This is a genomic window from Tropicibacter sp. S64 (assembly GCF_049803835.1).
Taxonomy (GTDB): Bacteria; Pseudomonadota; Alphaproteobacteria; order Rhodobacterales; family Rhodobacteraceae; genus Pacificoceanicola.
The window spans coordinates 209,949-228,927 of the sequence record NZ_JBNAGK010000005.1 but is presented as its reverse complement, the minus strand read 5'-3'; the positions used below and the strand labels follow the sequence as shown (position 1 = coordinate 228,927).

Below are 18,979 nucleotides of genomic sequence, written 5' to 3'. Positions count from 1 at the left end.
CGGGCGGACGCGGAGGCCAGGCAACGAATTCTCAAGCAATCGGGGCTATCGGTAACTCCGAATGCCCGCTCCCGACGCCTTCTGCCCGCCGGACACCGGGGGGGGCACGGCAGCATGTTGGCCGGACAAGGGATGACTGCCTCTAAAGACGCTTGGACATGGCAACCATTTACGACCTTCTGGAAGTGACGAGCCTCGCTGCGAACACGACCTATTCCAAGGCGAACGGGGGTCTCGTGGGCGTCGTCGATGGCGCTGTCTCCACCGATCTGGACGACGGCGAATTCGACGAGGGGGACCTGATCACCTTCGGCGGCACCACCTACACGGTCTCGTACATCCAGGAACCGGGAAGCGCCGGGACGTTCCAGCTGGGCGACGGGTCGAGCACGGGCTTCGGCCCCGGCAGCGAGAGCAACCTCGACGTGATGTTCCTGACCCTGACCAGCGGTGCCGTGACGCGATATTTCGTGCTGCCCAACGACAGCTACGGAGATTTCAACGTTCAGGCGATCAACACCGGAACCCTTCAGCATGTCGCCGGAAACGATGCTGCGGTCATCGGGACCACGAACAACGCCGTTCAGGTGGTCTGCCTCTGCGCCGGGACGAAGATCGGGGTCGCCGGGGGCAAGGTCAGACCTGTCGAGGAGCTGGAGCCCGGCGACCAGGTCCGCACTCGGGACAACGGGCTTCAGGAGATCCGCTGGGTTGGCGTGCAGCGCTTCGGCCCGCTGGACCTCATCCGCAATCCCGAAGTCCGCCCGGTGCGCATCCCGGCGAGCGGTCTGGGACAGGCCCGCCCGGGCCGGGACCTGCTGGTCTCGCGGCAACACCGCATCCTCGTGCGATCACGCATAGCGAAACGCATGTTCGCCGAGAGCGAGGTTCTGGTGCCGGCGGTCAACCTGCTGCGCTATGACGGCATTGCCCTGTGCGACAGGATTGCTGCGGTTTCCTTCCACCACCTGCTATTGGACAGGCACGAGATCATCCTCGCCAACGGCGCCTGGGTCGAAAGCCTGTTTCTGGGCGGCGAGGTACGCAAGACCCGGACCGGGGGGGTGCCCGGTCCTGATCTGCGGCTCGCCGCGCCGGAGACGGAGGCCACGATTGCGCGTCCGTTGGTGCGCGGCAATGCGGCGAAACAACTGGTTGCCCGGCATTCGAAGAATGCCAGACGCCTGTTCGAGTGAGGCGCATACGGTCCTGCGGCAGCACGGGACGAATCGCGTGCAGGCCCGGGCGACCTCAGTCGTTGAACCTCGACAGGATCATCGAGCCGTTGGTGCCGCCAAAGCCGAAGGAGTTGGTCATCACCGAGTCCAGCCCCGCGTTGTCCACCCGCACCGTGGCGATTTCTTCGGGCTTCAACGCCGGGTCCAGCGTTTCGACGTTGATCGAGGGGATGATGAAGTCATGCTCCAGCGCCAAGAGGCAGTAGATCGCCTCCTGTGCGCCTGTGGCCCCCTGCGAGTGCCCGGTCATCGACTTGGTCGAGGACACCGGCGGCGTGGAGCCGTCTCCGAACACCCGGCGCACCGCTTCGATCTCGCCGACATCGCCCACCGGCGTCGAGGTGCCATGCGCGTTGATGTAGCTGACCTTGCGGCCTTCCGGCAGCGTGGAAAGCGCAACCTTCATCGCCCGCTCGCCGCCTTCGCCGGACGGGGCCACCATGTCCGCGCCATCAGACGTCGCGCCATAGCCGGTGACTTCGGCGTAGATCTTCGCGCCCCGCGCCAGCGCGTGCGAGAGTTCCTCCAGCACGACGATCCCGCCGCCGCCGCCGATCACGAACCCGTCGCGGTTGGCGTCAAACGCCCGCGAGGCCTTCTCCGGCGTGTCGTTGTACTTCGAGGACATCGCGCCCATGGCGTCGAACAGGCAGGACAGCGTCCAGTCCAGTTCCTCGCCGCCGCCCGCGAACATCACGTCCTGCTTGCCGAGCATGATCTGTTCCGCCGCGTTGCCGATGCAGTGCAGCGAGGTCGAGCAGGCGGAGGTGATCGAGTAGTTGATGCCCTTGATCTGATACGCCGTCGCGAGGTTCGCGGAGACGGTCGAGCACATGCACTTCGGCACGGCGAACGGCCCGATCCGCTTCGTCGCGCCGGTGCTCAGCACGGTCTGATGCGCAGTCAGCATGGCGGAGGTCGACGGCCCGCCGCTGCCCGCCACAAGCCCGGTGCGCGGGTTGACGACATCCGACGCTTCAAGCCCCGAGTCCTTGATCGCCTGATCCATGGCGATATAGGCATAGGCCGCGCCCGGACCCATGAACCGCAGCGTGCGCTTGTCGATATGGTCGGCGACGTTGAGCTTGATGTCCCCGGCGATCTGGCTGCGGAAGCCGTGCTCCTTCATCGCCTCATTGGCGGTGATGCCGGATTTCCCGGCCTTCAGGGAGGCGAGCACCTCCTCGGCATTGTTCCCGATGGAGGACACGACCCCCAGACCTGTGACGACGACGCGGCGCATAGGGCCTCCCTTCGTTTTGTTGGGTCCTGTCTAGGGCATGGGGGCGGGGGCGTGCAAGGCAATAGGGTTTGCGTTGAGCCGGGGCAGGGGGCGTGGCATTCTGACCGGGCAACCGCCCTGATTTCCGGCGCGGAGCGAAGGGAAAACCATGCAGAGCGCGTCCCGCCCTCTCCGCCGCTGGTCCGAACTGGACGGCAAGACCTTCTTCCTCTGCATCGGCGCGGCGAAATGCGGGACGAGCTGGCTCCATCATTATCTCGGAGGCCTTGCAGGCGCGGTGGTCTCGCCGCTCAAGGAGGTGCATTTCTTCGATACCAGATACCCCGAGGCGGCATTGGGCGACATGGAAGGCATGGCGCGGATGCGGCTCAAATGGCATCTGGAGCAGGGCGGGGAGGCTTTGGACAGCCCGACCTATCGGGCCAGCGTCGACCGGGTGCAGATGGGCTATGACGAGAACGCCTATTTCGGCCATTTCGCGCGGCTTTGCGGTCCGGAAACCCGGGCGTTCTGCGACATCACCCCTGGCTATTCGGCCATCGGGGTGGAGGGCTTCAAGGAAATCAAACGCTTCGCGCAGTCACAGGACGTGCGCCTGCGCGTGCTTTTCGTCATGCGTGATCCGGTGGCGCGGATGTGGTCGCAGCTGCGGCACCTTGAGCAGGTGAACCCGGCCAACGCCATCGGGCAGCGCTGGCGCGAGGCGATTGTCTCTGCGCCGCTGGCCGCGCGGGCGGATTATGCCGGGATCGTCACGGCGATGGAGCAGGTCTTTGCCCCGCAAGAGCGGCTCTGCCTGTTCTACGAGTCGCTGTTCGGGGAGGCCAGCCTCACGGCACTCTGCCAGTTTGCCGGGCTGACCTTCGCGCCGGGCAACCCCAAGGAAAGGCACAACGAAACCCGGGTGAAGACCGCCATGCCCGAAGGGCTCGCCGAGGCGCTGCAAGACCGGCTTGCCCCGCAATACGTCTTCTGCCGGGAGAGGTTCGGGGCGGCGGTTCCGGACAGCTGGGCGGCCTGAAAAGGCATGGAATACCTTAAGGAGGTATTCCGGACTGTTGACGCAACGTAAGAGGCGTATCCTGTCCCCATGATTTCACCAGCCCCGACCCACAGGATCACGGGGCGCAATCAGGAGGACGGACCCATGGCTGAAGACTGCGACATCGGCTTCCAGTTCATCACCACCCGTGGCGGCACGGACAAGACGACCTATGACGACACCTGGACCCAGTTGAACAAGGACATCGGCGCCTACATGGCGTTCGATCAGGAAATGCAGGCGCGCGACGTGCAGGCCACGGACACGCATTGGGATGGCAACGTGCCGCCGGATTTCACCGACGGATTCGATTTCATCCTCTGACAGGGCATCCGAGACCCTTACCCACAGCCCCGGCCGCCCAGCCGGGGCTGTTCGCGTGCGGGACGGCTCAGACCCAGCGGCGCGACCAGCGCAGGCCACCCAACGCCAGCAGCAGCAGCCCGGCCGTCGCCGGGAGCGGCACGTTGGCGGTCTGGATCGTCAGGCGGGCATAGTCGATGGCAAACAGGTCCTCGGGATTCGGGCTGATCCCGCTGCCGTCGATCGTGAGCGTCAGGAGGCCGGAGCCGCCGCCGCCCAGCAGGCCGGTGACGGTGAAACTGCTCAACTTCACGGTTTCCTCGACCAGGCTGCCCGCGGACCCGGTCATGGCGCCGTAGAAATCGCCGAGGCCCACGTCCGGCCCGCCGGTGCTGCCGGTGACGACGGCATAGCCGTAACCCGGCGATCCCGAGGAGCGCTTGCCGAGCGAGCCGTGCTGGATGTCGATCACCGCATCGGTCACCGGGCCGAACCCCGTCAGGTCATAGGCAAAGGTGAAGACGAAATTGTAGACCGCCCAGGGCAGTTCCGTGTTCACGTCGAGCCCTGCCTCGTTCAGGTAGGTGCCCGGCGCGATGGTGCCGAGGGATGCGGCGGCGGCGTTGCTGTAGCTCGCGCCGGGTGCGGCGACGGCCCCGTGGGTGCCGCCAAAGCCGTCGTCATCGCCGATCAGGATGACATGGGTGGCGGCCTGTGCAGCCGGGCTGGCGAGGATGGCAAGGGCCGGGGTGAGGGCGATCAGGGCAGTACGGATGAGGGTCAACGTGGTCGACATGACGGACTCCAAAAATCTGGCTGAAAAATCGCGGTGGGCAGGAAATCGTCTGTTTACGTTACGTCAATAGGGCGCGGACGTCAAACCGGCGGCGCGCCGGGCGCTTGGTGCAAACCGCGGGATGTCGCGCGAACGCCCGCGTTCCGCCCCGGTTTGGCCCATTTCCGCGCCCAGGGTGCGAAGCATGATGTTCCGGATTCAGAATCAACGGGCCGAAGGCCATCACGACAGCGACAGCTGGGGCGCGCGGGCGTTCCACGGTGCCGGCCAGGCCTCTCCCACCATCGTGCTGACGCAGTCGCATGTGCTGACCGTGCTTGGCACGCTGTGCATCGCCCTGCCCGTGGTGATGGTCGCCCTGTCGGCGGTGCTCGCGGTCTGCAGCATGAGCTCGCTCAGCCATTACTACTACGTGCCGATTGCCGGGAACATGCTGGTGGGCTGGCTGATGGCCATCGCCTTCACCATGGCCCTGCTGCAACCGGCCTCCGGTGTGCGCAAGCTGGTCTACCGGACTGCGGCGGTGATGGTCGTTCTGATGGCGGTGTTCCCGATTGCGGGCGACGGCTGTGCCCGGGGGGATTACACCGGCGTCACCTTCTATCACTTCGATTATGCCCACCCCGAAACCATCGGCGTCATGCATCACCTGCAGTTCGCCTTTGCCGGATTGCACCTGAGCGCCAACGAGATCCACCTCGGGGCGAGCGTCGTCCTGTCGTTCCTGCTGATGCTGCTGTGCTTCGACTGGCAGCCCATCGAACTGGTGCAGAACGCCCGGCGCTACGGCTATCAGGGCGCGGTGCCCTCGTTCTGGACGCTGCGCAACGTCTGTTGCCTCGGGATCGCGGTCTGCTTCATGGGCGCGAGCATCGAGTACATGCTCGATGACGGCTGGATCGACGGCTACCACGGCCTCTTCGCGCCGGAAATGGCCTTCCAGTCCAGTCTGCTGATCTTCTTCGGCGCGGCGATGCTGGCCGAGGCAAGGGGCGCTTCGGAGCGGACCTGAGAGGCGGCGGTCCGTCATGGCACCATCCGCCGCCCCCCGGGAAAACGGCTCAGCTCTCGCTGAGCGCCACCTTCATGTCCTTGACCTGGTAGATCACCTCGCCGTCCGCCTCGACGATGCCATCGGCGACGCCCATGGTCAGGCGGCGGGTCTGGATCGCCTTGGTGAAGTCGATCTTGTAGGTCAGCATCTTGCGGTCCGGGCGCACCATGCCGGTCAGCTTCACCTCACCGACCCCCAGCGCATAGCCGCGGCCCTGCCAGCCGCGCCAGCCAAGGTTGAAGCCGGTCAGCTGCCACAGCCCGTCGAGGCCGAGACAGCCGGGCATGATCGGGTTGCCGGGGAAGTGGCACTCGAAGAACCACAGGTCCGGCGTGATGTCGAACTCCGCGATCACATGGCCCTTGCCATGTGCCCCGCCATCGCCGGAAATGTCCGTGATACGGTCCATCATCAGCATCGGAGGCGCCGGAAGCTGGGCATTGCCCGGGCCGAAAAGCTCGCCCGCGGCGCATTTCAGAAGGTCTTCCTTGCTGAAGCTGGTCGGAAAATCGGCCATGTCGGTCAGGCTCCCCATGTGGTTTTCGTGGCATTTCCAAAGGTCCGGCCCCCACTATCACCCTGAACTCACGCCATGCAAGGGGGCGCGTTCCCGGCGGTTTCGCCGTAAATGCAGGCAAATCCGTTTGAAATCGGACCCCGGGATACATTATATAGGGTGGAACTCGAGGCGGAGGGAGCCACAGGCATGATGCAGCAGGCGGTAGATCGCGGTCAGAAATGGCTGAGCAGATCGGATCTGCGTCCGACGCGGCAGCGTGTGGCGCTGGCGGCCCTGCTGGTCGGGGACGGTCGGGATCGCCATGTCACCGCCGAAGGGCTGTTCGACGCCGCGCGCAAGGCCGGGGAGAGCGTGTCGCTCGCCACGGTCTACAACACGCTCAAGGCGTTCTGCGATGCCGGGCTGATGCAGGAAGTCACCGTCGACGGCTCCAAGAGCTACTTCGACACCAACACCCACGACCACCCGCATTTCTTCTGGGAAGACGATGCGCGGCTCTCCGATGCCCCGGCGGAGCAGCTGGAAATCGTCCGCCTGCCGGAAGCCCCGGACGGCATGGAAATCGCCTCCGTCGACGTGGTGATCCGTCTGCGCAGGAAGTCCGGCGGCTCCTGACCCCTGATCCAAAACAGCGTGAGGGCTTCGGCCCGGTCCGTCCTGCCATCTCGGGCAGCGCGGGCGCTTGACTTCGCGCGATCGCGGGGGAGGGCGGCCGAGCGTGTCGGGCAAAGCCCTGGTCGCCGCCGCCGCGATGGCAAGGGGCGCAGGGATGCAGGGCCGCCATGCAAAATCGCACAGGCCCCGCGCCTTGTGGCGGTCCGTGAAGAGCATAGGTCCCCTGTCCGAAGACATCACTCACGGACAAGGACACGTCCCATGACCACCACACTTTTCGACAAACTCGGCTGGCGCTACGCCACCAAGAAGATGGACCCCTCCCGCCCCGTGCCGCAGGAGAAGGTCGACCAGATCGTCGAGGCCGTCCGCATGGCGCCGACCTCCTCCGGCACCCAGCCGTTCCGCCTCTTCGTCGTGACCAACCCCGAGGTGCGCGAGAAGATCAGGGAAGCCGCCAACGGCCAGACCCAGATCACCGACGGCTCGCACCTGCTGGTCTTCGCCGCATGGGACAACTACTCCGAGGAGCGCATCGACGACGTGGTGCGCCACATGGAGGCCGAGCGCGGCAAGAGCGAGACGCTGTCCGCCTACTACGAGCGCCTGAAATCACTCTACCTGCCGCGCGACGCCGCAACGAACCACGCCCATGCCGCGCATCAGGCCTACATCGGGCTGGGCTTCGCGCTGGCCGCGGCCGCCGAACTGGAAGTGGACAGCACCCCGATGGAAGGCTTCGATCCGGACAAAGTGGACGCGATCCTCGGGCTGAAGGAAAAGGGCCTGCACTCGGTCATCCTCCTGCCGCTGGGCTACCGCGAGGAGGAAAACGACTGGCTGGTGAACATGAAGAAAGTGCGCAAGCCGCGCGCGGATTTCGTCACCGAGGTCGCCTGAGCACCGCAAAACCCGTTTAAGACTTGCCTGACAGGGGGCTCTTCGCTATAGAGCCGCCTGTCGGGTAAGGTGAAAACACCGCAGGACAAACGAGCGAGCAGGGTCGGGACCATCCGGCCCTCTTTGTTTTGCGGCGACCCGGCCGACCAAACGTCAAGACCGGCGGAGACAACCGCATGGCCAGAAAACCGTTGAAAAAGGAATGAAACGCCACATGGCAAACGCAACAATGGAAGAATTCGAAGCCCTCCTGAACGAGAGCCTCGAAATGGACACGCCCGATGAGGGCACTGTCGTCAAGGGCAAGGTCATCGCGATCGAAGCGGGCCAGGCCATCATCGACGTGGGCTACAAGATGGAAGGCCGCGTTGATCTGAAAGAATTCGCAAACCCCGGTGAAGCCCCGGAAATCTCCGTTGGCGACGAAGTCGAAGTCTTCCTTCGCGCCGCCGAGAACGCCCGTGGCGAAGCCGTCATCTCCCGCGAGATGGCCCGCCGCGAGGAAGCCTGGGACCGCCTGGAAAAGGCCTACGCAGACGACGCCCGCGTCGAAGGCGCGATCTTCGGCCGCGTCAAGGGTGGCTTCACCGTCGACCTCGGCGGCGCGGTGGCCTTCCTGCCCGGCTCCCAGGTCGACGTGCGCCCGGTGCGTGACGCCGGCCCGCTCATGGGTCTCAAGCAGCCGTTCCAGATCCTCAAGATGGACCGCCGCCGGGGCAACATCGTTGTCTCCCGCCGGGCGATTCTCGAAGAATCGCGCGCCGAGCAGCGTGCCGAGGTCATCTCGAACCTCACCGAGGGTCAGGCCGTTGACGGCGTGGTCAAGAACATCACCGAGTACGGCGCATTCGTCGACCTCGGCGGCGTCGATGGCCTGCTGCACGTGACCGACATGGCATGGCGCCGTGTCAACCACCCGTCCGAGATCCTGTCGATCGGCGAGACCGTGAAGGTTCAGGTCATCAAGATCAACAAGGACACCCACCGTATCTCCCTCGGCATGAAGCAGCTGCAGGAAGATCCGTGGGATCTGGTTGGCGCCAAGTACCCGCTGGGCTCCGTGCACCAGGGCCGCGTCACGAACATCACCGATTACGGTGCGTTCGTCGAACTCGAAGCCGGTGTCGAAGGCCTGGTCCACGTCTCCGAGATGTCCTGGACCAAGAAGAACGTGCACCCGGGCAAGATCGTCTCCACCTCCCAGGAAGTGGACGTCATGGTTCTGGAAATCGACGGTGCCAAGCGCCGCGTGTCCCTCGGCCTCAAGCAGACCCAGCGCAACCCGTGGGAAGTCTTCGCGGAGACCCACCCGGAAGGCACCCAGGTCGAAGGCGAAGTCAAGAACATCACCGAATTCGGTCTGTTCATCGGCCTCGACGGCGAGATCGACGGCATGGTGCACCTCTCCGACCTCAGCTGGGATCAGCGCGGCGAGGAAGCCATCCAGGAATACCGCAAGGGCGACATCGTGCAGGCGGTGGTCTCCGAGGTCGACGTCGAGAAGGAGCGCATCTCGCTCTCCATCAAGGCGCTGGGCGGTGACAAGTTCGCGGATGCGACCGGCGGCGTGAAGCGCGGCTCGATCGTCACCGTCGAAGTGACCGCGATCGAAGACGGCGGCATCGAGGTGGAATACGAAGGCATGAAGTCCTTCATCCGCCGCTCCGACCTGTCGCGTGACCGCGCAGAGCAGCGCCCCGAGCGCTTCTCGGTCGGTGACCATGTCGACGTGCGCGTGACCAACATCGACTCCAAGACCCGGCGTCTCGGCCTGTCGATCAAGGCCCGCGAGATCGCCGAAGAGAAGGAAGCCGTGGAACAGTACGGCTCGTCCGACAGCGGCGCATCGCTCGGCGACATCCTCGGCGCGGCGCTCAAGAACAACTGAGCCACGCGAGAGCGATCTGACATCTGAGGAAGGCCCCGGCATCGCGTCCGGGGCCTTTTTCGTTTTTCCGGTGCCTCATCGCGCCGGGTGATGAGGCCCATCAGGACAAGTCGCTTGTCGCGGGGCAGGTGCCTCGCTACGCCTTTCGGACCGATCCCCGGGTCTTGTGAAGGAAACACCCATGTCCGACGCCGAAATCCTCCTCTACGGCTCTCCCGAGAGCGGCCACGCCTGCAAGGCCGCGCTGGCGCTGGCCCTGAGCGGCGCGCCGCACCGGACGGTTTTCGTGGACATCAACCTGCCGCGCAATGAACGCCAGCCGGAGTTTCAGGCCGTCGCCCCGCTGGGGGAGGTGCCCGTCATGGTCATGGACGGGAGTGCGTTTTTCCAGTCCGGCGCGATCCTGATGGCGCTGGCCGACCGTTTCGAGGCTTTGTCCCACGATCTGCAAAAAGGCCGCAGCCTGCTGATGTGGGAGGCGAACCGCATCGGCCTGTGCCTGCCGCAACTCAAGGGCGGCGGGCTCAAGCCGGATGTGGTGGACTGGCTCACCAAACGCTTCGAGATCGACCGGGACAATTTTGACCGGCTGCTCGGGAATGGCCCGTTCTTCCACGGGGATAAACCGGGCATCGGCGATTGCGCGATCTGGGGCTATGTCCAATGGGTGGAGGAGGCGGGCATGGTTCCCGGTGCGGCCATGTCACGCTGGATCGACACCATGCGAGCGCTGCCGCAGATGCGCAGGCCCGAGGGCTTCTTTCCAAAGCCATGACCCCCGGCGCGGCGGTGTTTTCTGTTTGATCGGCTTCGGCGTGCCGCTATTGTGCGCCGGACACCACGATCCAGAGACATTTTCATGAGTATTTCCGAACTCAAGACCCTTGGCCTGACCGCTGCGGTTCTGACCCTAGGCACGCTGGCCGAAGCCGCAACCTATACCTTCACCGAAACCGATTTCCTGCCCGGCAGCATGATCGCCGAGGCCGCCGTTGGTCCGGTGGGCGGGCAAGCGACCGCCGTCAGCGGCGGCACTTACGGGGTGACCACCACGACCAATTCGACCACCTACACCGGCCATTTCCTCAGCGGCGCCAGCCTGACGCCGCTTGGGGAAAGCATCGTGTCGGTGGATTTCCAGATCGACTACAACGTCCAGAACCGGCAGCACGCCTTTGGTCTGATCATCGAGCAGGGCGGTTCCTATTTCATCAATTACCAGCTCACCGGCTTTACCGGCGGATGGAAGACGCTGGACGTGGACGGGCTGCTCTCGGCCAACATCCCCGGAATCGGCGCGGGCGGTGTGGCGAACGGCACGTTTGCGGATTTCACCGACGGCGCGGACACCCTGCGGTTTGGCTTCTTCACCGCCAACAGCCTGTCGAGCGGGGCCTCGGTCATCTATGACAATATCGAGATCATCGTGACCACCGCGCCCTCCGCCGTGCCGCTCCCGGCGGGCGGAGCGCTGCTGTTGCTCGGCCTGGGTGGCCTCGGTCTTGGCGTGCGGCGGCGCGGCGTCTGACGCCCGCGAACCCGGCCGCGCGGACCTGCCGTCGCGTCAGGTTGAGGCCCGAATCCGCCCCGAATCGTTGCCATGACCATGCGGCCACCGCCACATGCTGCGCAGGATGGCGGGGAGATTTACCCGCGGCGGCAGCGGCGGAAAGTCGCAAACTGCTGCAAATCTTGGCTTTTCCGAGAAAACGCCAGTTTCGTAATTGATTTGGCGGCGGTATAGTCCAGAGTGAATGGCGTTCATAACAAAGCGCAGGAAAGCGCAACAGGGGGATGCGTACTCATGATCAGGTCCGAGTTGATCCAGAAGATTGCCGACGACAATCCGCATCTGTATCAGAGGGATGTGGAGCGGATCGTGAACACGATCTTCGAAGAGATCACCAATGCAATGGCCCGGGGCGACCGGGTCGAACTCCGGGGCTTCGGGGCCTTCTCGGTCAAGAAGCGCGACGCCCGCGTCGGGCGCAACCCGCGCACCGGCGAGTCGGTCCAGGTCGAGGAAAAGCACGTGCCTTTCTTCAAGACCGGCAAGCTGCTGCGCGACCGGCTGAACGGAAAGTAAAAGGATAAGGATGCGGTACATTCGCTATGCCCTTCTCGCGGCGCTGGCCATCGTGCTGGTGACGCTGGCCCTCGCCAACCGCGGGAGCGTCGTCCTCAACACCCTGCCGGAAGGCATGCGTGCCATTCCGGGTGCGGGGGTGGTGGATTACACGGTGGAACTGCCCTTGTTCCTCGTGATCTTCGGCGGGATCATCGCGGGCCTGCTGATCGGCTTCGTCTGGGAATGGTTCCGCGAGCACAAGCACCGCGCTGAGGCCAGCCGCAAGAAGACCGAGGTGCGCCACCTCGAACGCGAGCTGAAAAAGACGCAGGCCGAGCGCGACAAGGACAAGGACGAGGTCCTGGCGCTGCTGGACCAGGCCTGATCCGGGCGCAGGTCTGCAGGGATCGGGGGCCGCGCGCCCCCGTTTTCGTTTCAAACTCAGGGGAGAGCCACAGATGGCGGACGTGCGGGTCAAGATTTGCGGCATCACGCGGGAGGCGGACGTGGAGGCCTGCGCCGAGGCGGGCGTGGCCTACATCGGGCTGAACTTCTTCCCGAAAAGCCCGCGGTCCGTGACCCCGGCGCGGGCCCGCGACCTCGCGGCATGCGCACCTGTCGGCATGGCGAAGGTGGTGCTGGTGGTCGATCCCGATGACGCGCTGCTGGACGAGATCACGAACGTGGTGCCGCTCGACATGATCCAGCTGCACGGCGCGGAAAGCCCGGACCGGGTGGCCGCGGTGCGGGCGCGCTACGGCCTGCCGGTGATGAAGGCGCTGGGGATCGGCACGGCGGAAGACCTGCCGAAGATCGACGCCTATGCCGGGGTGGCGGACCAGCTGCTGATCGACACCAAGGCCCCGAAGGGCGCGGTGCTGCCCGGCGGCAATGGCCTGCCGTTCGACTGGCGGCTGATCGCCGGACGCCGCTGGGCCCGGCCCTGGATGCTTGCGGGCGGGCTGACCGTGGACAACGTCGCCACCGCCATCGGCATGACCGGGGCGCGGCAGGTGGACCTGGCGTCGGCGGTGGAAATTGCGCCGGGGATCAAGGACGCGGCGCTGATCCGGCGCTTCGTGGCGGCGGCGCAGGGGGCGAAAGCGGTGCCCCTGCTCTGAGCGGGAGCGGGGCACAGCCCCGCCCTACGGTCTGTCGGTGTCGCCGGAAGGGACCGGGATCGGAACCCGCCGTTGTATTCGGGTATTTTTGCCAAGAAGAAACCCAGAAGCGCCCCGCCTTGAACCGGAGCCACAAATACCCTGTCGCACCTGCGGTGCTATCGGGACATTCGTGTCGCAGGGGTATTCGCGGAAAAGGCGGGACGCTGTAGCGCCCCACCTTGACTGTGAGCCACAATTACCCTGTCGCACCTGCGGTGCTGTCGGGACATTTGTGTCGCAGGGGTATTCGGGGAAAAGGCGGGACGCTAAAGCGTTTCTTGTTGAACTTGGGGCGCGCATGCCCTGCCATACTTCGTATTCCCGGGACATGCGTGCCTCTCGATGTTTCAGGTTGAACCAGAAACGCTGTAAGGGGTCAGAGCAACTCCAGAACGCACTCCGGCGGGCGGCCGATGACCGCCTTGCCCCCGGCAAACAGCACCGGCCGCTCGATCAGCTTCGGTTCCTGGGCCATGGCGGCGAGGAGCGTGGCGTCGCTGTCTGTCTTGCTCAGTCCCATCTCCCGAAACGCCGCTTCCCCGCTGCGCATCATGCCGATGGCGGGCAGGCCGAGCGCCTCCTGCGCGGCCCGCAACTCCTCCAGCGAGGGCGCGTCTTCAAGGTACTTGCGCACCGTCACCGTCACCCCGCGCGCGTCCAGAAGCGCCAGCGCCTGACGGGATTTCGAGCAGCGCGGGTTGTGCCAGAGGATCATGCCCACTCCCCCACGCCGGTGCCCACCGCCTGCGCGACGGTCTCGAAACCGTCCCGGGCGAGCAGCCGCTCCAGACCGCCCAGAATCTCCGGCACGAGGCTGAGGCCGCCATAGACCAGCGCGGTATAAAGCTGCAGCGCCGAGGCCCCGGCGCGGATCTTGGCATAGGCCTGCTCCGCCGAGCCGATGCCGCCGACGCCGATCAGGGGCAAGTTGCCCTCGGTCAGATCGTACAGCCGCGCCAGCGTCCGCGTGGACATCTCGAACAGCGGCTGGCCCGACAGGCCGCCGGTCTCGTCCCGGTGCTTCGAGCGCAGCCCGTCGCGGGAGAGGGTGGTGTTCGTGGCGATGACGCCCGCCACGCGCGAGGCAAGCGCCACCTCCGCCACGTCTTCGAGGCCCTGCGCATCCAGATCGGGCGCGATCTTGAGGAATACCGGGATCGGGCGGGTCAGCCCGGCGCGGGCCTCCATGACCCCGTCGAGCAGCGCCGACAGGGCAGCCTTGCCCTGCAGATCGCGCAGCTTCTCGGTGTTGGGGGAGGAGACGTTGACCGTGGCGAAATCCACGTGCTTGCCGCAATGGGTCAGCACTTTCGCAAAGTCCTTCGCGCGGTCCTCGCTGTCCTTGTTGGCGCCGAGGTTGAGCCCGAGCACCATGCCGCGCGGCCGCTGCGCCAGCCTCTCGCAGATCGCCTCCATGCCGTCGTTGTTGAAGCCGAAACGGTTGATCGCGGCCCTGTCCTCCGTCAGGCGGAACAGCCGCGGTTTCGGGTTGCCCGGCTGCGGACGCGGTGTCGCCGCGCCAACCTCGACAAAGCCGAAGCCCGCCTTCGACAGGCCCTGCAAGGCGGTGGCGTTCTTGTCGAACCCGGCGGCGAGGCCGAGCGGGTTCGGCAGATCCAGCCCGGCAACGGAGGTCCGAAGGCGCGGCGTGCTGACCGGGCCGGGGGCAGGGGCCAGCCCGCTGCGCAGGGCACTCAGGGCCAGCCCATGCGCCCGCTCCGGATCACAGCCGCGCAGCAGGCGCAGGCCGATCTGCTCCAGCGCGCTCATGCGATCTCGTCCGGGAAGACATGGCCGTCCGGGCCAAGCGGCAAGGGCATGTGCCGCACGATCCGGTCATACCGCAGCGGCGCGTAGAGGTGCGGGAACAGCTGCCCGCCCCGGGACGGCTCCCAGACCAGCGCCTCGCCGATCGTCTCGGTGTCATACACCAGCAGGTGCAGCCCCTCCGCCCCGGCGAAATGCTTCGCCGCCGTCTCGCGGGCCTGTTCGGCGGTGGAGAAATGCACGTAGCCGTCGGCGACGTCGATGGGCGCGCCCGCGGTCTCGCCGCGCGCTTGCAGGGCCGACCACTCGTCGGCGCGGAGGATCTTGTAAATCAGCATGCCCGCTTGTTGCCCTGCCGGAACCCGCGGGTCAAGCGCCGGATGCCCCCAGCCTTCCGGACCCGCCCTGCGCAAATTCCCTGCAGCCCTGTCATGCCCCTGTCACCTGACGCCGCGATACCGCGTTTCAGGCTTTGACTCTTGTCCAAATCAGGGGTCTGCTGGTGCCACAAGCAAAAGACTGACAGAGAGGTTTTTCACCATGTCGCTCCGTTTGATGTCCAGCGCCGCCGCGCTGAGCCTCCTTGCCGGCGTGGCCAGCGCCGACTACTCGCTGACCATCCTGCACACAAACGACTTCCACGCCCGCTTCGAGCCGATCTCGAAGTACGACAGCGGCTGCTCCGCCGAGGACAACACCGCCGGCGAATGCTTCGGCGGCTCCGCGCGCCTGCAGACCGCGATCAGCGACGCCAAGGCCCGCAGCAACAACTACATCCTCGTGGACGGCGGCGACCAGTTCCAGGGCACGCTGTTCTACACCTACTACAAGGGCAAGCTCGCCGCCGAGATGATGAACCAGATGGGCTATGACGCGATGACCGTGGGCAACCACGAATTCGACGACGGCCCCGAGGTCCTGCGCGGCTTCATGGACGCGGTCGAATTCCCGGTGCTGATGTCCAACGCCGACGTCTCCGGCGAGCCGCTGCTGGCCGATGTCCTGATGAAATCCACCATCATCGAACGCGGCGGCGAGAAGCTCGGCCTCATCGGCCTGACCCCGCAGGACACCGACGAACTCGCCTCCCCCGGCAAGAACATCATCTTCACCGACCCCTCCGAAGCCGTGCAGGGCGAAGTCGACAAGCTGACCGCCGAGGGCGTCAACAAGATCATCGTGCTCTCGCACTCCGGCCTGAACGTCGACAAGACGGTGGCCGAGAACACCACCGGCGTCGACGTGATCGTTGGCGGCCACGACAACTCGCTCCTCTCCAACACCATCGAAGGCGCGAAAGGCCCGTACCCCGTGATGGTCGGCTCCACCGCCATCGTGCAGGCCTACGCCTATGGCAAGTTCCTCGGTGAGCTGAACGTGACCTTCGACGACGAGGGCAACATCAAGGAAGCCAAGGGCGAGCCGATCCTGCTCGACGGCTCCGTGGCCGAGGAGGAGGCCACCAAGGCCCGCATCACCGAGGCCGCCGCCCCGCTCGAAGAGATCCGCAACAAGGTCGTCGCCGAGACGTCCGACGCGATCGAAGGCTCCCGAGATGTCTGCCGCGCCATGGAATGCCCGATGGGCAACCTCGTGGCCGACGCCATGCTCGACCGGGTGAAGGACCAGGGCATCGAGGTCGCCATCGCCAACGGCGGCGGCCTGCGCGCCTCCATCGACGCCGGCGAAGTGACCATGGGCGAAGTCCTGACCGTGCTGCCGTTCCAGAACACCCTCTCGACCTTCCAGGTCACCGGCGCCACCATCGTCGAGGCGCTGGAGAACGGCGTCAGCCAGGTCGAGGAAGGCGGCGGCCGCTTCCCGCAGGTCGCGGGCCTGACCTTCTCCTTCTCCAAGAGCGCCGAGCCGGGCAGCCGCGTCTCCGACGTGATGATCGGCGGCGCGCCGGTCGATCCGGAGAAGCTCTACGGCGTGGTGTCGAACAACTACGTCCGCAACGGCGGCGACGGCTACAAGATGTTCGTCGACGCCCAGAACGCCTACGACTTCGGCCCGGACCTGGCCGACGTGACGGCAGAATACCTCGCCGCCAAGGGCCCCTACGCGCCCTACACGGACGGCCGGATCACCGTGAAGGAGTGATCCTTTAAAGGGTTTGAATGAAGGAAAGGCCCTCGCGAAAGCGGGGGCCTTTTTGGTTTGGGGGGCGGCCCATTGCGCCGACCGGTTAGAATGATCGGTGTAAGCCTAAAGCGGACCCGATTTTCGTATTTTTCGCCTGCGACTTTGAGCTAAAGCGAGGTGAGGCTGCGTTTCGTTCGCCCTTATTGACTGGACGAGTATTGTTCGGCATCATTCTTTTGATGTCTCGTCTTGGTCGTCCAGGTGGACGCGCCGTTCAAATGTGTCGGACATCGGAAAATCGAGGTACTACCCATGACGACTGCCGAAGCAGCCGCGACACTGTTCGCATTCCCCTACCATAACTGCCGCAATATCTCCTCGCCCGAAGACACGAGTGCGAGCCGCAAGGTTTATGCTGGTACCGCCCCCGCACGGTCGGTATTGGAACTTGAGGATAACGAGAATGTCCGGGAGTATTTGGTCGAAGCGAAGGGCAAGCAGAAGAAGACGCCCACGCTCGTTCATCAGGCGATCCGCAAAACCCTAAAAGACAATTCGCCACTTTTCTCGATCCTGAATGGTGGAATTGTGATCGTCGCCCGCGACGCCGAAGTAGACGACAAGACCAAGAAGATGACGCTGCTCAAGCCGAGTATCATTAATGGTTCGCAGACCCAAGGTGAGCTGCGGAGGTTCTATGCCGAGACTTTCAACGAGGATTATCAGGAGCCGAGTATTCGCTATGAGATCATAGTCACAGACGATGACGATCTGATTGCCGAGATTTCCATAGCAAGGAATTTCCAGAACGACGTGCGCGCCCTGTCCATCGCTGGGCGGCGCGGACACATCGACGCTCTCGAAGCCCGAATGATTGAGCATTTCCCGGATGTGCGCCTGCAAAAGAGCGAGAGCGAACAGAACGACAAGGAAGGCACACTCGACACCGAGAAGTTGGTGCAGGTCACTTTCGCGGCTTTGCCCGTGGAGATGATGGAAAAGTTCAAGCGGCAATCGGACCCGGAGAACAAAGTGTTCTCTTACAGTCAGAAGACGCGCTGCCTTAAGCTGTTCCAAGAATTGGTAGAAAAGCCCGAAAACAAAGAAGTCTACGACTGCTTCCTCGACGTGGCACCGATTGCATGGCAGCTCTATATCGACTGGAAGCAGCATCAGGGGTTCATCGGGACCGGCATCCGCTCCATCGAGCGCGAGGACCGCAAGGTCAAAGAGGTGCCTGATGGACTTATATTCCCGATTATTGCGGCTCATTCAGTTTTCATGCGGCACAACGGCATGCGCTGGCGGATGGAAAGACCCACAGTACTGACGGACGCGGACCTGATACGCACGGCGACGCAAGCGTATCAGGAGATTGCCAACCACAACCCGCAGACGATGGGCAAGACCAAGGGGTGCTATTCGCTTTTGATGTCCGTCACGAGCATCTACGCGCGCCTGACCTTGCAGCAGTAAACGCGAAAACATGATCGCCAGGGCAGCTTGTGGGTTGTCCTGGCGTCGAAAGAAGAAACCGGATAACGCTTTTGCAATGTGATTAACGGCAGACTGCTCCTGTTCGTGCATTGCGCGGCGTACGGCAGATCTCCGCCCTCCGAACCATTAACGTGGTCCAAGTTCGCTACTACGCGCCTTCGGACAGGCCTGTTCGGCGGGGTGTTGCGTTAACCCATTATTAACAAACAATGTTTCGCGCGCGAAACATTTCTACCCCCTCAATACCACATATCCCCCACGCTCCGCCCCAGCGGGTCGACATCCTCGAACGTGTCCAGCCCGTCGAACCGCAGCATCCGTATCCCCGCAACCGCCTCCGGCTCCGCCAGCCGCAGGTTCACCGCGATGGGCAGATGGCCGTTGTCCTGCGCCTTCCGCCCCCGCCAGGCCGCCACGCAGCCGCAGGTCTCGCAGAACAGGAAATCCAGCGCCGGATGCTCCACCGGCCGCGCAAAGGCCTTCACCGGCCCCGAGAGCGCAATCACGCCCCCCTCCCAGTCATAGGCCCAGAGCGTCCCGTACCGCCTGCACGCCGTGCAGTTGCAGGCCGTCGCATCTTCCGGCACGCCGTCATACGTCCAATGCACCGCCCCGCACAGGCACCGTCCCTCGATCATGATCCATCCCTCTCAGGTCTCCAAACCGGAGCATGCCCGAGCCTGCGCCCCATGCACAGGCAAATCCCGCTGTGCGCCTGTGCAGAAATCCTGTTCGCCGTCCCGGAATTGAGTGCGTGGGTGCGTGGCTCCATGTTCTCCCCAAGGACAACGCCACATCCG

General features: G+C 64.7%; 20 protein-coding genes and 1 pseudogene. 14 read left to right on the top strand and 7 right to left on the bottom strand.

Going from position 1 to position 18,979, the window contains the following annotated elements; genetic code table 11:
• The first annotated feature begins 158 nt into the window (after positions 1-158).
• Positions 159-1,196 carry a Hint domain-containing protein gene (locus tag ACP159_RS10260; protein ID WP_425099590.1) on the top strand — a complete coding sequence of 346 codons (1,038 nt, stop codon included), beginning with the start codon at positions 159-161 and terminating at the stop codon, positions 1,194-1,196.
• Between the two features lie 55 nt (positions 1,197-1,251).
• Here the strand turns inward: ACP159_RS10260 and fabB are convergent, their stop codons facing one another.
• On the bottom strand, positions 1,252-2,481 hold the full coding sequence (gene fabB / locus ACP159_RS10255) for a beta-ketoacyl-ACP synthase I (RefSeq protein WP_425099589.1): 1,230 nt from the start codon (positions 2,479-2,481) through the stop codon (positions 1,252-1,254).
• 148 nt (positions 2,482-2,629) lie between these two features.
• On the opposite strand from fabB, the gene ACP159_RS10250 reads away from it, so the two are divergent.
• Together ACP159_RS10250 and ACP159_RS10245 are read left to right on the top strand one after the other, a co-directional pair.
• Positions 2,630-3,502 (top strand): sulfotransferase, encoded by an 873-nt coding sequence (locus ACP159_RS10250; protein WP_425099587.1) that lies wholly within the window; start codon positions 2,630-2,632, stop codon positions 3,500-3,502.
• Between the two features lie 126 nt (positions 3,503-3,628).
• Positions 3,629-3,847 carry a hypothetical protein gene (locus ACP159_RS10245; RefSeq protein WP_425099586.1) on the top strand — a complete coding sequence of 73 codons (219 nt, stop codon included), beginning with the start codon at positions 3,629-3,631 and terminating at the stop codon, positions 3,845-3,847.
• 67 nt (positions 3,848-3,914) lie between these two features.
• Here the strand turns inward: ACP159_RS10245 and ACP159_RS10240 are convergent, their stop codons facing one another.
• On the bottom strand, positions 3,915-4,622 hold the full coding sequence (locus tag ACP159_RS10240; RefSeq protein WP_425099585.1) for a hypothetical protein: 708 nt from the start codon (positions 4,620-4,622) through the stop codon (positions 3,915-3,917).
• A 187-nt stretch (positions 4,623-4,809) separates the two neighbouring features.
• Between ACP159_RS10240 and ACP159_RS10235 the strand changes: the two genes are divergently transcribed.
• On the top strand, positions 4,810-5,634 hold the full coding sequence (locus tag ACP159_RS10235) for a hypothetical protein (RefSeq protein WP_425099584.1): 825 nt from the start codon (positions 4,810-4,812) through the stop codon (positions 5,632-5,634).
• Positions 5,635-5,683: 49 nt separating this feature from the next.
• Here ACP159_RS10235 and fabA read toward each other — a convergent pair whose 3' ends face one another.
• Positions 5,684-6,193, bottom strand: a complete 510-nt coding sequence (fabA, locus tag ACP159_RS10230) for a bifunctional 3-hydroxydecanoyl-ACP dehydratase/trans-2-decenoyl-ACP isomerase (protein ID WP_425099583.1) — start codon at positions 6,191-6,193, stop codon at positions 5,684-5,686.
• A gap of 189 nt (positions 6,194-6,382) precedes the next feature.
• Here fabA and irrA point away from each other — a divergent pair, with 189 nt between their 5' ends.
• From irrA to ACP159_RS10190, 8 genes and pseudogenes are all read left to right on the top strand, one after another.
• Complete coding sequence (gene irrA / locus ACP159_RS10225; protein WP_425099582.1) at positions 6,383-6,811, top strand: iron response transcriptional regulator IrrA; 429 nt, start codon at positions 6,383-6,385, stop codon at positions 6,809-6,811.
• 261 nt (positions 6,812-7,072) lie between these two features.
• Positions 7,073-7,711: an NAD(P)H-dependent oxidoreductase gene (locus tag ACP159_RS10220; RefSeq protein ID WP_425099581.1), complete on the top strand. Its 639-nt coding sequence runs from the start codon at positions 7,073-7,075 to the stop codon at positions 7,709-7,711.
• Between the two features lie 193 nt (positions 7,712-7,904).
• A pseudogene (gene rpsA, locus ACP159_RS10215) lies at positions 7,905-9,599 on the top strand (30S ribosomal protein S1); the annotation flags it as partial.
• A gap of 181 nt (positions 9,600-9,780) precedes the next feature.
• Positions 9,781-10,374, top strand: coding sequence for a glutathione S-transferase family protein (locus ACP159_RS10210; RefSeq protein WP_425099580.1), 594 nt, complete (start codon positions 9,781-9,783; stop codon positions 10,372-10,374).
• An 84-nt stretch (positions 10,375-10,458) separates the two neighbouring features.
• On the top strand, positions 10,459-11,127 hold the full coding sequence (locus ACP159_RS10205; RefSeq protein ID WP_425099579.1) for a hypothetical protein: 669 nt from the start codon (positions 10,459-10,461) through the stop codon (positions 11,125-11,127).
• 276 nt (positions 11,128-11,403) lie between these two features.
• Entirely contained in the window at positions 11,404-11,685 is a 282-nt protein-coding gene (ihfB, locus tag ACP159_RS10200; RefSeq protein WP_136439552.1) for an integration host factor subunit beta, read from the top strand.
• A 10-nt stretch (positions 11,686-11,695) separates the two neighbouring features.
• Positions 11,696-12,052 (top strand): LapA family protein, encoded by a 357-nt coding sequence (locus ACP159_RS10195; RefSeq protein WP_425099578.1) that lies wholly within the window; start codon positions 11,696-11,698, stop codon positions 12,050-12,052.
• 73 nt (positions 12,053-12,125) lie between these two features.
• Positions 12,126-12,788: a phosphoribosylanthranilate isomerase gene (locus ACP159_RS10190; protein ID WP_425099577.1), complete on the top strand. Its 663-nt coding sequence runs from the start codon at positions 12,126-12,128 to the stop codon at positions 12,786-12,788.
• 418 nt (positions 12,789-13,206) lie between these two features.
• Here ACP159_RS10190 and arsC read toward each other — a convergent pair whose 3' ends face one another.
• From arsC to ACP159_RS10175, 3 genes are read right to left on the bottom strand one after another with little or no spacing between them, the layout of a single operon-like run.
• Positions 13,207-13,545 carry an arsenate reductase (glutaredoxin) gene (gene arsC, locus ACP159_RS10185; protein WP_425099576.1) on the bottom strand — a complete coding sequence of 113 codons (339 nt, stop codon included), beginning with the start codon at positions 13,543-13,545 and terminating at the stop codon, positions 13,207-13,209.
• Positions 13,542-14,600: a quinone-dependent dihydroorotate dehydrogenase gene (locus ACP159_RS10180; protein ID WP_425099575.1), complete on the bottom strand. Its 1,059-nt coding sequence runs from the start codon at positions 14,598-14,600 to the stop codon at positions 13,542-13,544. Before ACP159_RS10180 ends, arsC begins: the two co-directional genes overlap by 4 nt.
• Complete coding sequence (locus ACP159_RS10175) at positions 14,597-14,935, bottom strand: DUF952 domain-containing protein (RefSeq protein WP_425099574.1); 339 nt, start codon at positions 14,933-14,935, stop codon at positions 14,597-14,599. Before ACP159_RS10175 ends, ACP159_RS10180 begins: the two co-directional genes overlap by 4 nt.
• Positions 14,936-15,137: 202 nt before the next feature.
• On the opposite strand from ACP159_RS10175, the gene ACP159_RS10170 reads away from it, so the two are divergent.
• Positions 15,138-16,700: a bifunctional metallophosphatase/5'-nucleotidase gene (locus ACP159_RS10170; protein WP_425099573.1), complete on the top strand. Its 1,563-nt coding sequence runs from the start codon at positions 15,138-15,140 to the stop codon at positions 16,698-16,700.
• A 294-nt stretch (positions 16,701-16,994) separates the two neighbouring features.
• The gene (locus ACP159_RS10165; RefSeq protein ID WP_425099572.1) at positions 16,995-18,158 is read left to right on the top strand and encodes an AIPR family protein; all 1,164 of its coding nucleotides are present in this window, start codon (positions 16,995-16,997) and stop codon (positions 18,156-18,158) included.
• A gap of 260 nt (positions 18,159-18,418) precedes the next feature.
• On the opposite strand, the gene ACP159_RS10160 is transcribed toward ACP159_RS10165, so the two are convergent.
• Positions 18,419-18,817, bottom strand: coding sequence for a GFA family protein (locus ACP159_RS10160; protein ID WP_425099571.1), 399 nt, complete (start codon positions 18,815-18,817; stop codon positions 18,419-18,421).
• Positions 18,818-18,979 lie beyond the last annotated feature (162 nt).